General features: G+C 65.1%; 12 protein-coding genes. 5 read left to right on the top strand and 7 right to left on the bottom strand.

The features are described from left to right. Positions 1 to 330 precede the first annotated feature (330 nt). The 3 genes from ACSUZJ_RS19335 (at position 331) to ACSUZJ_RS19325 (ending at position 1973) form a co-directional block, all read left to right on the top strand. On the top strand, positions 331 to 768 hold the full coding sequence (locus ACSUZJ_RS19335) for a hypothetical protein (protein WP_499410880.1): 438 nt from the start codon (positions 331 to 333) through the stop codon (positions 766 to 768). A 284-nt stretch (positions 769 to 1052) separates the two neighbouring features. After that, complete coding sequence (locus ACSUZJ_RS19330) at positions 1053 to 1535, top strand: hypothetical protein (protein WP_499410878.1); 483 nt, start codon at positions 1053 to 1055, stop codon at positions 1533 to 1535. A gap of 111 nt (positions 1536 to 1646) precedes the next feature. Then, entirely contained in the window at positions 1647 to 1973 is a 327-nt protein-coding gene (locus ACSUZJ_RS19325) for a hypothetical protein (protein ID WP_499410876.1), read from the top strand. A gap of 40 nt (positions 1974 to 2013) precedes the next feature. Here the strand turns inward: ACSUZJ_RS19325 and ACSUZJ_RS19320 are convergent, their stop codons facing one another. The 6 genes from ACSUZJ_RS19320 to ACSUZJ_RS19295 all read right to left on the bottom strand — a co-directional run bounded on the left by ACSUZJ_RS19320 (position 2014) and on the right by ACSUZJ_RS19295 (position 6795). Beyond that, on the bottom strand, positions 2014 to 3252 hold the full coding sequence (locus ACSUZJ_RS19320) for a CaiB/BaiF CoA transferase family protein (RefSeq protein ID WP_499410874.1): 1239 nt from the start codon (positions 3250 to 3252) through the stop codon (positions 2014 to 2016). Between the two features lie 32 nt (positions 3253 to 3284). Then, positions 3285 to 3644 (bottom strand): adenosylmethionine decarboxylase, encoded by a 360-nt coding sequence (gene speD / locus ACSUZJ_RS19315; RefSeq protein ID WP_499410872.1) that lies wholly within the window; start codon positions 3642 to 3644, stop codon positions 3285 to 3287. Continuing rightward, the gene (locus tag ACSUZJ_RS19310) at positions 3641 to 3808 is read right to left on the bottom strand and encodes a hypothetical protein (protein WP_499410870.1); all 168 of its coding nucleotides are present in this window, start codon (positions 3806 to 3808) and stop codon (positions 3641 to 3643) included. Before ACSUZJ_RS19310 ends, speD begins: the two co-directional genes overlap by 4 nt. A gap of 6 nt (positions 3809 to 3814) precedes the next feature. Continuing rightward, positions 3815 to 5269: a DUF4178 domain-containing protein gene (locus tag ACSUZJ_RS19305; protein WP_499410868.1), complete on the bottom strand. Its 1455-nt coding sequence runs from the start codon at positions 5267 to 5269 to the stop codon at positions 3815 to 3817. A gap of 10 nt (positions 5270 to 5279) precedes the next feature. After that, the gene (locus ACSUZJ_RS19300; protein WP_499410866.1) at positions 5280 to 6329 is read right to left on the bottom strand and encodes an SPFH domain-containing protein; all 1050 of its coding nucleotides are present in this window, start codon (positions 6327 to 6329) and stop codon (positions 5280 to 5282) included. 79 nt (positions 6330 to 6408) lie between these two features. After that, positions 6409 to 6795, bottom strand: coding sequence for a DUF350 domain-containing protein (locus ACSUZJ_RS19295; RefSeq protein WP_499410864.1), 387 nt, complete (start codon positions 6793 to 6795; stop codon positions 6409 to 6411). 65 nt (positions 6796 to 6860) lie between these two features. On the opposite strand from ACSUZJ_RS19295, the gene ACSUZJ_RS19290 reads away from it, so the two are divergent. Then, positions 6861 to 8372, top strand: a complete 1512-nt coding sequence (locus ACSUZJ_RS19290) for a polyamine aminopropyltransferase (RefSeq protein ID WP_499410862.1) — start codon at positions 6861 to 6863, stop codon at positions 8370 to 8372. Beyond that, positions 8372 to 9988 carry an NAD(P)-binding protein gene (locus tag ACSUZJ_RS19285; RefSeq protein ID WP_499410860.1) on the top strand — a complete coding sequence of 539 codons (1617 nt, stop codon included), beginning with the start codon at positions 8372 to 8374 and terminating at the stop codon, positions 9986 to 9988. The genes ACSUZJ_RS19290 and ACSUZJ_RS19285 overlap by 1 nt, the downstream gene beginning before the upstream one ends. Here ACSUZJ_RS19285 and ACSUZJ_RS19280 read toward each other — a convergent pair whose 3' ends face one another. After that, on the bottom strand, positions 9989 to 11752 hold the full coding sequence (locus ACSUZJ_RS19280) for a cation:proton antiporter domain-containing protein (RefSeq protein ID WP_499410858.1): 1764 nt from the start codon (positions 11750 to 11752) through the stop codon (positions 9989 to 9991). It abuts the gene before it with no gap. Positions 11753 to 11908: the final 156 nt, after the last annotated feature.

Genomic DNA, 11908 nt, shown 5'->3' with positions numbered 1-11908 from the left:
TTAGCGCATCTGTTCATCCTCGCAACTTTCCCAGGGGGGTGTACTCTATGCAACTACCCTCATCCTTTTTCAAGGAATTCGAATTACAGAAAGTAGCTCAGGAGAAGAGAGATGGCGAAAGAATAACAAATCCTATTGTTTTTTACTTCAAGCATAAACATATAAGAAATGTCGTACTAAAGGTGGAGGCGCGTGAGGACGTTGCTAGTACAAGCGATTCTTTACCTTCCAGTCTGCATGCTCTTCAAATACTACGTGAGCCCTAGTGGCAGCACACAGGTTTCGCGCCGGTATGTAGTGGCAAAGACTTAGGATAAGGAACGTGCTGCCTTGCGTTTTCAGTTGGATAAGGGCCAGCAGCTTTTATTTATCTTTTTGCTTGGCGGTCCGGTGGAAATATTTATGACAAAGCTCTGCGGCGCTTCTTGCTTTCGTTCTGTGGTGATTGTGCTCATGTTCTGGTGGTGCTTGCCATCAATTGCGTCGGACACCCAGGAAGAATACGATGAGTTGGAGATGTATGGGGAGCGCTATCCTAACGCTTGCTCTTCGAGTCAAAAGTCAGGGCTTAGGAATGCCATCTTGACTGCAAGTATGAATGGCGCGTCAACAGTATGGCGGGCGGTAAATGCAATCCTATGCGCTCGACGTACTGGTTCGGAAAAAATTTACCTTGCTGCCTGTTTGCGGAAGAAGTCACGGAAGAGATTGAGTCTACTGGAGATGAATCCTCTTTTTGGAGAATTCGGCGAAATACTGGGCTCGTGAACAGCGTGATGGCAGCTGGGAAAGCGTGGAATGCCGAAGTCCATATCGATCGAGACAAGATCGACCTCCAATATTTTGCCAACGAAACCTGCGTGAAGCGTGTGACGTTGTCGTATAGGCGGGGCAAGTGGGTTGTTGATGGTATCGGCGAAGCATGCGACTAGCCCTGGAAGGTGAATCATCTTCCTCATTGTTCTGGCGCGTCTGGTCTAGCTGAGTTTCGGGTGCTCGCATCAGTTCGCAGCGTTTTTCGGGCTCGCATGTTCTATACCGGTTGATGACGTATGATTGCGAAATGGATCTTCTACACGTGCTTCTTGTTAATCGCTGGCTGCGACAGCGGAAGCATGACAAGGTACGCCGTTGACCGGGGCGCATTGGAGGCTCTGGTAACGCTCAATCTGCCCATCAATACAGTCCGCTGGGAGGTATTTGGAACGCCGGAATATTCTGGTGGCGTCCCAGGCCCAACCGACTACATCACATTGATAGCGGAAATTTCGCCCCCTGCTCCGATAGCTGTTGCCGGCAATCACCAGAACAAAGCCGTATGGATTGCGTCCGGCGCTGCTCGCGACTGGCTATCGCCACATTTCAAATCGCTGTTCGCTAAACACAGCAATAGGACGCTTGGCCTTGCAGGCGTAAAAGGGTGCCGACCGCTACGTGCCGTCCGTATGCAAACCGGGAAAAATCTTGAGGGCGTGGTTTGCAGCAATTCAGGCACATCGGTCGTTTATCTGCTTATCGCCGACTTTTCCGGATAAATCAGAGGCGATGAAACCTGCTTTATTGTCACCGGGGTAAGGTGCGCGACCCACGCATGGATTTGCGAGCAGCGCTAAAATCAACCGCTCTCTTTTCCAAAGGAGGTCATCATGCTGCAAGCAAACGAAATCCAGCAACGGTACAGCCACCTGCAGCAGACCATCGGCGAAGCCGAGCAGGCCTGCATGTCGTCCCAGGATACGCCGCCGGAAATGCGTGACTGCATCCAGCGCATTTCGCGCGAGCTGAAACAGGCGCAGGATGTGATGCAGTCGAATGACGAGGCGCGCATCGTCCAGTGTGTCGACAGCCTGGAAGACATGGGGGACGAAGCCAAGCGCATGAGCCGGTCGATGCCGCAGATGCCGGCCCACCTGGAGGCCATGGTCACCCGCGTGCATGCCGAGCTGTCCGACTTCAAGCACAAGCTGCACTAAGCCCGTTTAACCGGGCCAGCTCTGCGCGGCAGAAAAAGGCTTACACCACGCCCTTGCCGCGCAGCGCCGCAATCTCGTCGCCGTTCTTGCCCAGCACATCGCGCAGCACCTCGTCGGTGTGCTCGCCCAGCAGCGGCGGCGCTTTTGCGCTCGTCGCCGGCGTGGCCGACATCTTCATCGGGCTGCGCACCAGCGTCACCTTGCCTGCCGCCGGGTGCGGCAGTTCGACCGCCATGCCGCGCGCGCGCACCTGCTCGTTGGCGAACACTTCGCCGACGTCGTTGATCGGGCCGCAGGGCACGCCCACTTCCTCGAGCATCGCAATCCACTCGTCGCGCCGGCGCGTGGCGACCATCTCGGCGAGCAGCGGCACCAGCACGTCGCGGTTCTGCACGCGCAGCGGGTTGGTGGCGAAGCGCGGGTCCAGCGCCAGTTCCGGCCGTCCGCCCGCTTCGACGAACTTCTGGTACTGCCCGTCGTTGCCGGCGGCGACGATGATGTGGCCGTCCGAGCAGGCGAAGGTCTGGTAGGGCACGATGTTGGCGTGTGCATTGCCCCAGCGTTTCGGCGGCTTGCCGCTGTTGAGGTAGTTGCTGCCGACGTTGGCCAGCATCGCGACCTGGGTGTCGAGCAGGGCCATGTCGATGTACTGGCCTTCGCCGGTGCGGTCCCGGTGCGTCAGCGCGGCCAGCACGGCGATGGTTGCGTACATGCCGGTCATCAGGTCGGTCAGGGCCACGCCGGCCTTTTGCGGACCGCCGCCGGGCAGTTCGTCGCGTTCGCCCGTCACCGACATCAGTCCGCCCATGCCCTGGATCAGGAAGTCGTAGCCGGCGCGATGGGCGTAGGGGCCGTCCTGGCCGAAGCCGGTGATCGAGCAGTAGACGAGATCCGGCTTGACCGCCTTCAGCGATTCATAGTCCAGGCCATAGCGCTTCAGGTGGCCGACCTTGAAGTTCTCCAGCACCACGTCCGAATGGCGGGCCAGTTCGCGCACCAGGGCCTGGCCCTCGGGGCTGGCGATATCGACCGTCACCGAACGCTTGCCCCGGTTCGCCGACAGGTAGTAGGCCGCTTCGCTGGTGTTGTTCCCCTGCGTGTCCTTCGCGTAGGGCGGACCCCAGGCGCGGGTGTCGTCGCCGCTGCCGGGACGCTCGATCTTGATCACGTCGGCGCCGAGGTCGGCCAGGTTCTGCGAGCACCAGGGGCCGGCCAGCACGCGCGAGAGGTCGAGCACGCGGATATGGCCGAGCGCCTTCGAGGATCCGGTATCAGTCATGGTGATTTTTTGCCAAGTTCGTGAAGCGCCGATTATAGCTGGCCGCGCTCGACGGTCCGCAGTTCGCGCGACGCTGGCCGCAGGGCCGCTTCGATCACGTCCAGCGCCAGTTGCGGCCGGGCGGCGCCGCACATGAAGATGTCGGCCGCGGCAAAGCCCACTTCGGGCCAGGTATGGATCGAGATGTGCGATTCGGCCAGCAGCAGCACGCCGGTGACGCCCATGCCGGGTCCGAAGGTGTGGAAGTGGCTGTGCAGGATGCGCGCGCCGGCGGCCAGTGCGGCATCGCGCAGCAGGGCGTCGATGCGTCCGGCGTCGGTCAGCAGTTCGGGCTGGATGCCGTGCAGGTCGGCCAGCAGGTGGATGCCGGCGGGGCGGTGCAGGGTCGTCACTTGTGGCCGCCGCCGGAATACGAGCCGCCCGAATAGCCGCCGGAGTAGCCCGAGCCCCAGCGCGAGCGGCCGCTGCCCGAGGACGAATCGAGCAGGGACAGCCAGCTCACCACGACGATGACAGCCGTGACCAGCAGGGCATAGGCGGAATACTTGTGTTTCATGCGTGTTTACTCGTCCTGGGGCGTCAGCATCAAGGGCATGGCGAGCAGCACCAGGCCGATCACCGTGAAGAACAGGACCGTCCAGAAGTTGAAGAGCAGCGGGACCACGTTCAGCCCGATCAACCACATCGCGAACTTCGCCGCCGTTCCGGTCGTGCCGTCCAGTTGCGCCGCGGGATGCGTGCGCAGAGGTGTCGTGAGCTGCTTGCCGAACCAGGTGCGGATCTGGTCGTCCGCGACCGGCACCGAGCGGCTCCAGCTCAATTCGTCTTCGGTCAGTTCGGCGGCCAGTCGCGTGCTGCCGTGCTCGAATTCGCTCACGCGCACCCGGTCGCCGACGGCCACGCGCCAGTTGAAGGCGCCGGCGGCGTAGCGCACCGTGGCGTCGTAGTCGTACAGCTTGCGGTAGGGGAGTTTGTCGAGCATCAGCTCTTCGACCACCGGATTGGCGGGCGTCGGCCAGGTGTCGAGCACCTGCGAGCGCTGCCAGCCATCGTCGGTCTCGACCAGCCAGAGGAAGGAGCCGTTCGATCCGAACAGCAGGTACTCGGTCCACTCCTCGCCTTCGTCGTCGACGCGGATCATCGCGCCGCTGACGCGCATGCCCTGGCCGTTGATGGGCGCGGTCGCGCCGAGCGGCAGCGTCAGGCGCACGCGTTCCGACGCTTCGCCCTTGGCCAGCACATGCACCTGCGGCGTGCTCACGTCCATGCGCGTCTGGCAGGCCGGGCAGACGAGGTTGGTCGCCGTCCCCGGCTGGTAGCCGATCGCCGTACCACAGGATGGGCATTCGAGCGACTCCACGCGGCCGCGGTAGCGCCCCGCGCTGGCCTTGATCTGTTCGTCGTCGCGCAGCAGTTGGGCTTGCAAAGCGGGGAGCGTGACGGCAAAGCCGTTGTACAGGAGCGGCTTGTCGCCGTCCGAGTAATCCAGCGTGGCGAAGGCGCTTTCGCGCCGGAAGTCGGCCACGCGCGCCTGCCAGCCCGGTCCGACCCGGAACGGCAGCTCGCCCTGGCCGCCCACGCACTGCGCCACCCGCCTGTCCGCCACCGTGTACGGCCCGAGGCCGAAGCGGTACTGGCGGCCCGGGCGCAGCTCCTCGAACGACGGCCAGGCCTCGGTCAATGGTTGCTCCGTCGTCAGCACATACTGGCCGGAAGCGTCGGACAGCCAGCCGCCCGCGCCGTCGTCGAACAGCACATACCACTCGTTCCACATGCCGGCTTCGTAGCGCAGCTGGAGGCGCCCGACCACGGTGAAGCCGCGGCCGCCGTGGACGCCGCTGGTGCCGACCTGGATCGGCGAATAGTCTTCCAGCACCTCGGACATCTTGCCGAGGTCGCGCACCGCGCCGGCTTCCTTGACGACGGTCGCGCGGCAGTATTCGCACACCGCCATGACGGAGGCGTGCGAACGGAACTGGACCGGTGCGCCGCAAGAAGGGCAGGAGACGTTCTGCATCGACAGCCGTTCAGCCGATCAGCTTCTTGAGCAGCTCGGCCTTCGTGCTGTCGTAGTCGGCGGCGGAAATCAGGCCCTTGTCGAGCAGGCCTTTCAGCTTGGTCAGACGGTCCTCGATCGAGTCCTGGGCCGGAGTGGGAACGGAAGCGGGAGCGGGAGCGGCGGGTGTGCCTGGCTGCTGCGCAAAGCCGCCGCTCATGCCCTGGGCCATGGCCTGGCCGACCGCCATCCCGGCGCCGACGCCGGCGCCAATGCCGGCCAGGCCGCCTTCGTTCTGGGCCGCCAACGGAATGCTGCTCGCGACCTGGAACTGGGTGAAGCCGCTCATGCGGTCGGCGCCCAGGCTGCCCTTCATGCCGGCCGAGATGCGTTCGTCGAGCGCGGCCTGCAGTTCTTCCGGCAGGCTGACGCTGGCCACGTTGAATTCGTCCAGACCAATGCCGTAGCGCGCAAAGGCGCTCGCCAGGTCCTTGTATACCTGCTGGGCCATCAGGGCCTGGTTGGCGGCCATGTCGAGGAAGGCGACATTCGAACTGCCCAGCGAGCTGGCCATGCTTGCCATCAGGATGCCGCGCAGCTGGTCCTCGACCTGGTCGCGCGTATAGGCTTCGCGCGTGCCGCTGATCTCGGTGAAGAAGGTGCGCGGGTCGGCGATGCGGTAGGAGTACATGCCGAAGGCGCGCACGCGGATCATGTCGAAGTCCTTGTCGCGGATCGTGATCGGCTGCGGCGTGCCCCACTTGCGGCCGGTCTGCACGCGGGTGCTGAAGAAGTAGACGTCCGACTTGAAGGGCGAGTCGAAGAGCTTGTCCCAGTTCTTCAGGTTGGTCAGCACCGGCAGGGTGCGGGTGGTCAGCGTGTGTGTGCCGGGGCCGAACACGTCGGCGATGCGGCCTTCGTCGACAAAGACCGCCATCTGCGATTCGCGCACGTTCAGCACGGCGCCGTTCTGGATCTCGAAGTCCTGCATCGGGAAACGCCAGGCGAGCACGCCCTCGGTTTCTTCGTTCCACTGCAGGACGTCGATAAACTGCTTCTTGATGAATGAACCAAGGGACATGATGGGCTCCGAAAGAACGGATGGGTGACTCAAGAAATCAGGCTCAGGAAATCAGGCTCGGGAAATCAGGCTCAGGAAATCACGAAATGCTGCCGGCGTTGATCAGGCCGATCGACAGCGAAATGGCGCCGAGCAGGCCGCCGAAGGCGACATTGTTGGCCTCGATCTGGTCCTTGGACATGCGCAGCAGGCGCGTGGCGACCAGGAAGACCAGCAACTGCACGACCATGGCGACCAGGCCCCAGCCGAGGAACTGGTAGTAATTTCCGGTATACATGAGTGCCGAGGCGACCGTTGCGGAAAAACCGATCAGGGTGCCGCCAAGCGACATCGCCGCCGCGCAGTTGCCCTGGCGGATAAGGAGCACCTCGTCATAGGGTGTGACCCGCGTGTACACCACAAAAAATGCCATGACCATCGCGATCGCCGTCGCGAGATGCAGCAGATAGTTTAGGATGGCGGGCACTCACATTCTCCGAGGAAAGTTGTCTTTCTGACGACATAGCGCGATCTTAGAACAAAAGACGTTTCATGACCAAAAGAATTCTTATACTGTCGGTTTTCGTCGTCGCCTCCTGCGGCCTGGCCTATGAACTGATCGCCGGGGCCTTGTCGAGCTACCTGCTGGGCGACTCGGTCCTGCAGTTTTCGACCATCATCGGCTGCTACCTGTTCGCGATGGGCGTGGGCGCCCACTTTTCGAAGTATGTGCGCGACGACGACGTGCTGGCCCGTTTCATCGACATCGAACTGGCCGTCGGCCTGATTGGCGGCGTTTCGGCCGCCTTCCTGTTCATGGCTTTCTCCTGGATGGCCGGTCCCTTCCGCACGCTGCTCTACACGCTCGTCTTCGTCATCGGCATGCTGGTCGGGATGGAAGTGCCGCTGGTGATGCGCGCGCTGAACGAGCGCCGCACCGAATTCGCCGAGCTGGTGAGCCGGGTGCTGACCTTCGACTACCTCGGCGCGCTCGCCGTCTCGCTGCTGTTCCCGCTGGTGCTGGCGCCCCACCTGGGACTGGTGCGCACCGGCTTCCTGTTCGGGATGCTCAACGTCGGCGTCGGCCTGTGGACGCTGTACGCCTTCCGCTTCGAGCTGGCCAACCTGGGCGGCCGGGTGCTGCGCGCCTGCTCGGTGCTGCTGGTGCTTACGCTCGGCTTCATCCTGTCGGACCGCATGGTCGGCTGGGGCGAGCGCGGCCTGTTCGGCGACGACATTGTGTATTCGACCACCACGCCCTACCAGCGTCTCGTGATCACGCGCTGGAAGGACGACCTGCGCCTCTACATCAACGGCAATTTGCAGTTCTCCTCGCGCGACGAATACCGCTACCACGAAGCCCTGGTGCATCCGGTGCTGCAGCAGCTGCCCTGGGCGCGCCGCGTGCTGGTGCTGGGCGGCGGCGACGGCCTGGCCTTGCGCGAGGTGCTGCGCTACCCGAACGTCCAGGAAGTCACCCTGGTCGACCTCGATCCGGCGATGACCGGCGCCTTCGCCAGCCGCCCGGAACTGGTGAAGCTCAACGCCAACGCCTTCGCCGACAGGCGCGTGACGGTGGTGAACGCCGACGCCGGCATCTGGCTGAAAGAAGACCGCGGCATGTACGACGCCGTGATCGTCGACTTCCCCGACCCGTCCAGCTTCGCCCTCGGCAAGCTGTATTCGGTGCCGTTCTACGGCATCCTCAGGAAGCACGTGGCGGCGAATGGCCTCATCGTGGTGCAGTCGACCTCGCCGTACTTCGCGCCGAACGCCTACTGGACCATCGACGCCACGCTGCGCGAAGTCGGCATGCGCACCTGGCCCTACCACCTGTACGTGCCGTCCTTCGGCGAGTGGGGCTTCATCCTGGCCTCGCCCCAGGGCCGCTACCAGCCACCGGAGACCTACCGCCTGCCGATGCGCTACCTGAACGCCGAGACCACGCGCGCCATGTTCAGCTTCCCGCCCGACATGGCGCGCCGCCAGATGGAACCGAACCGGCTCAACACCCAGTCGCTGGTGCACGAGTTCGAGGAAGACTGGCGCCAGGTGATCCGCTGATGGACCGCCGTTCTTTTCTGCTCTCGGCAGGTGGCGCGGGCCTGGCGGCGCTGGGCAGCGCGGCCGGCTTCGCGCGCTGGCAGGAGATCGATCCCTTCATCCATTATCCGGGGCGCGAGGAGGGCCACTTCCTGCGCGACGCGCGCCGGTTGCCGCCGCCGTCTTCCGTGGTCGAGACCGATGTCGCCATCCTCGGCTCGGGCATCGCCGGCCTGACGGCGGCCTGGAAGCTCGGGCGGGAAGGGGCGAAGGCCCTGATGGTCGACGGGCCGCAGGCCTTCGGCAACGCGGCCGGCGCGCGCTACGGCGAGCTGGAATGCCCGACCGGGGCCCACTACCTGCCTCTGCCGTCCCAGGAGTCGACCCACGTGCGCGCGATCCTGGCCGACCTCGGCGTGATCGAGCGCGACGCCTTCGGCGAGCGACCCACCTACGACGAGCGCTACCTCGTGCATGCGCCGGAGGAGCGGCTGCTGGCGGGCGGGCAGTGGCAGGAAGGGCTGGTGCCGGCGGCGGGCCTGCCGGCGTCCGAGCTCGCCGAGCAGCGACGCTTCTTCGCCCACATGGAACGGCTGCGCTGGCAGAAAGGCAGCGATGGCCAACGCATCTTCGTGTTCCCGACGGCGCTTTCTTCCACCGACAGCGCGTATTCGGACCTCGACCGGATCAGTTTCAAGGACTGGCTGCAGCGCGAAGGCTACCGTGGGCCCGGCCTGCACTGGTACCTGAACTACTGCTGCCGCGACGACTACGGCGTGCGCTACGAGCGCGTCTCGGCCTGGGCTGGACTGCATTACTTTGCCGGACGCAGCGGGCGCGCGGCGAATGCGGGCGACGCCGCCGTGCTGACCTGGCCGGGTGGACTGGCGCCGCTGGCGGCGGGCATGGCGGCCAGCTCGGCCAGGGCGGGCATCGCACGCCGGCCCGGCAGCGTGGTGCGCCTGCGCCGCAGCGGCGCCGGTGTCGAGGCGCTGTGCTTCACCCTGCAGAATGGAGCGCCGGCGACTTATCTGGTGCGCGCCCGCAAGGCGATCTGCGCGATGCCGCTGTTCGTCGCGGCGCGCGTGGTGGAGGGTATCGCCGAATCCGGTTTCGATCCGGATAAGCACCTGCCGCAGTACGCGCCCTGGCTGGTCGCCAACTTCGTCATGAAGCACCTGCCGGTCGAGCGCGGCGACATGCCGCTCGCCTGGGACAACGTGGTGCAGTCCGAACCCGGGCTCGGCTACGTGGTGTCGACCCACCAGGACATCCGCGTGCAGCCGGCCGAGCGCAGCGTGTTCACGGCCTATGTGGCGCTGTCGCACCTGGATCCACTGGCAGCGCGGCGCTGGATGCAGTCGGCCAGCCCGGAAGAGCTGCTGGCCCTGGCGAGCGCCGACCTGAAGGCCGCCTACGGCTGGACCCTGGGGCCGAACGTCGAGCGCGTCGACATCACGCTGCACGCGCACGCGATGGCGGTGCCGGCGCCGGGCTTTCGCTCGAATCCCGGCCTGGCGGCGCTGCGCGCGCTCGATGGGCCCATCCTGTTCGCCCACGCCGACCTGTCCGGCCTGTCGGTGTTCGAGGAGGCTTCGATGTGGGGCTGGCGCGCGGCCGAGCGCGCACTGGGGTGATTATTTTTCCGCGGCGCCCAGCAGCTGGCTGGCGAACTGGTCGCGTTCGCGGTCGACGATGCCGTCCACGACGCGCTCGTCCAGTCCCACGGCTTCGAGCACGAAGGCCGACAGTTGCAGGCTGGCCTCGAGCGTTTCGGGCACGACCACGGTGGCGCCGGCCTGCTTGAGGTCGCGCGCATGCTTCTCGTCGCGCGAGCGCACGAACAGCGGCACGTGCGGAAATTCGCGCCGGATGCCGTGCACCGCCTGCAGGGCGGACGCCGGGTGGTCCATGGTCAGGACGATGGCCGGCGCTTCCTCGGCATGGACGCGGCGCAGCAGCTCGCAGCGCGCGGCATTGCCGAAGTAGACCGGTGTGCCCTTCGCGTGCAGTGTCGACACCAGCCTGGCGTCGTTCTCGAAAGCGATGTATTCGATGCGCTGCGCGTCCAGCAGGCGGGCCAGCTGCTGGCCCACGCGCCCGAAGCCGGCGATGATGATGCGCCCGCGTGCCGACTCCAGCGCGTGCTCGTCGAGCTTCGCAGCCTGTTCGCGCTCGCTGCGCTCGGCGCGCTCGCCGATCGCGCGGCCCAGGCGCGCCAGCAGCGGCGTGATGAACATCGACAGGCCGACCGCCAGCATCGCGCGCGCGGCCAGGCCTGGGTCCAGCAGTTTGGACGAGACGGCGTAGCCGATCACGATGAAGGCGAACTCCCCGCCCTGGCCGAGCAGCAGGCCGCCCTCGATGGCCCTGGCCCAGGGCAGGCGGCCGATGCGGAAGATCAGGGCGATCACACAGGCCTTGAGCAGCACCAGGCCGAGCACCGCGCCGGCCAGCCACAGCGGCGCCTCGACGATCTGGCGCGTGTCCATCTGCATCCCGACGGTCATGAAGAACAGGCCCATGAGCAGGCCCTTGAAGGGCTCGATCATCAGCTCGACCTCGTGCTTGAACTCGGTCTCGGCCAGCAGCAGGCCGGCGATCAGGGCGCCGAGCGCCATCGACAGTCCGGCGGCGGCCGACAGCGCGGCGATGCCGAAGGTGCTCAGCAGGATCAGGGCCATGAAGACGTCCGGCTGGCGCTGGCGCGCAAAGGCCTTGAACAGAGGATGGATGACGCGCCCGCCGACCAGGTAGATGAGGGCGATCGCGCCGCCGGCCTTGGCCATGGTCACGGCCGCGAGCATGAGGGCGCCGTCGCCGCCGCTGCTGTCACCACCGGCCAGGGCGCCGAGCAGGACCAGGATCGGCACCACCGCCAGGTCCTGCAGCATCAGCACGGCAAAGGCCGCCTGGCCGAGGCGGGTGCCGGTGCTGTGCTGCTCGCTCATCAGCTGCATCACGACGGCGGTCGAGGACAGCGAGAGCACCAGGCCAAGGATGACGCCGGTCGAAAAGGGCTGGTCCAGGAGGAGCACGACCGCGGCGCCGATCAGGGCCGCGCTGGCCAGCACCTGGGCCGTGCCGGCGCCAAACACCCAGCGCCGCAGCGACCACAGGCGTGCGGCCGACAGTTCCAGGCCAATCATGAACATCAGGAACAGCACGCCGATCTCGGCCAGCATCGACACGCCTTCGCCGCTGGGGAAGGTGAGCCAGCCCAGCCAGGGAAACTCGCCGGCCGACAGCGCCACGCCGAAAGGACCGAGCAGGGCGCCGACGGCGAGGAAGCCGAGCACCTGGTTGATGCGCAGGCGCTGCAGGGTCGGGATCAGGATGCCGGCGAGAATCAGGAACAGGAGGATTTCGCGCAGGAAGGGGAAGGCGTGTTGCTCTTGCACGGAAGGGAGCCTTTGCGGTTGTGGACTGGCATTGGCATTTTATAACGGCGCAATCATCAGGTAGAGCGTGCGCTAGGGTGGGCACACTGTGCCCACGCGGAACGTAGCAAGCACGCGGCGTTCTTTTGTCGGGCGGATGGCGTGGTGGTGGACGCA

Origin of the sequence: Telluria sp. B2 (assembly GCF_051789535.1) — a bacterium.
Lineage (GTDB): Bacteria > Pseudomonadota > Gammaproteobacteria > Burkholderiales > Burkholderiaceae_D > Telluria.
This window is presented reverse-complemented; position numbering and strand designations above follow the sequence as displayed.

Coding starts and splice junctions, on each gene's coding strand:
- ACSUZJ_RS19290 (WP_499410862.1), top strand. CDS start 6,861: ATGACCAAAAGAATTCTTATACTGTCGGTTTTCGTCGTCGCCTCCTGC.
- ACSUZJ_RS19285 (WP_499410860.1), top strand. CDS start 8,372: ATGGACCGCCGTTCTTTTCTGCTCTCGGCAGGTGGCGCGGGCCTGGCG.
- ACSUZJ_RS19330 (WP_499410878.1), top strand. CDS start 1,053: ATGATTGCGAAATGGATCTTCTACACGTGCTTCTTGTTAATCGCTGGC.
- ACSUZJ_RS19325 (WP_499410876.1), top strand. CDS start 1,647: ATGCTGCAAGCAAACGAAATCCAGCAACGGTACAGCCACCTGCAGCAG.
- ACSUZJ_RS19320 (WP_499410874.1), bottom strand. CDS start 3,252: ATGACTGATACCGGATCCTCGAAGGCGCTCGGCCATATCCGCGTGCTC.
- ACSUZJ_RS19300 (WP_499410866.1), bottom strand. CDS start 6,329: ATGTCCCTTGGTTCATTCATCAAGAAGCAGTTTATCGACGTCCTGCAG.
- ACSUZJ_RS19310 (WP_499410870.1), bottom strand. CDS start 3,808: ATGAAACACAAGTATTCCGCCTATGCCCTGCTGGTCACGGCTGTCATC.
- ACSUZJ_RS19305 (WP_499410868.1), bottom strand. CDS start 5,269: ATGCAGAACGTCTCCTGCCCTTCTTGCGGCGCACCGGTCCAGTTCCGT.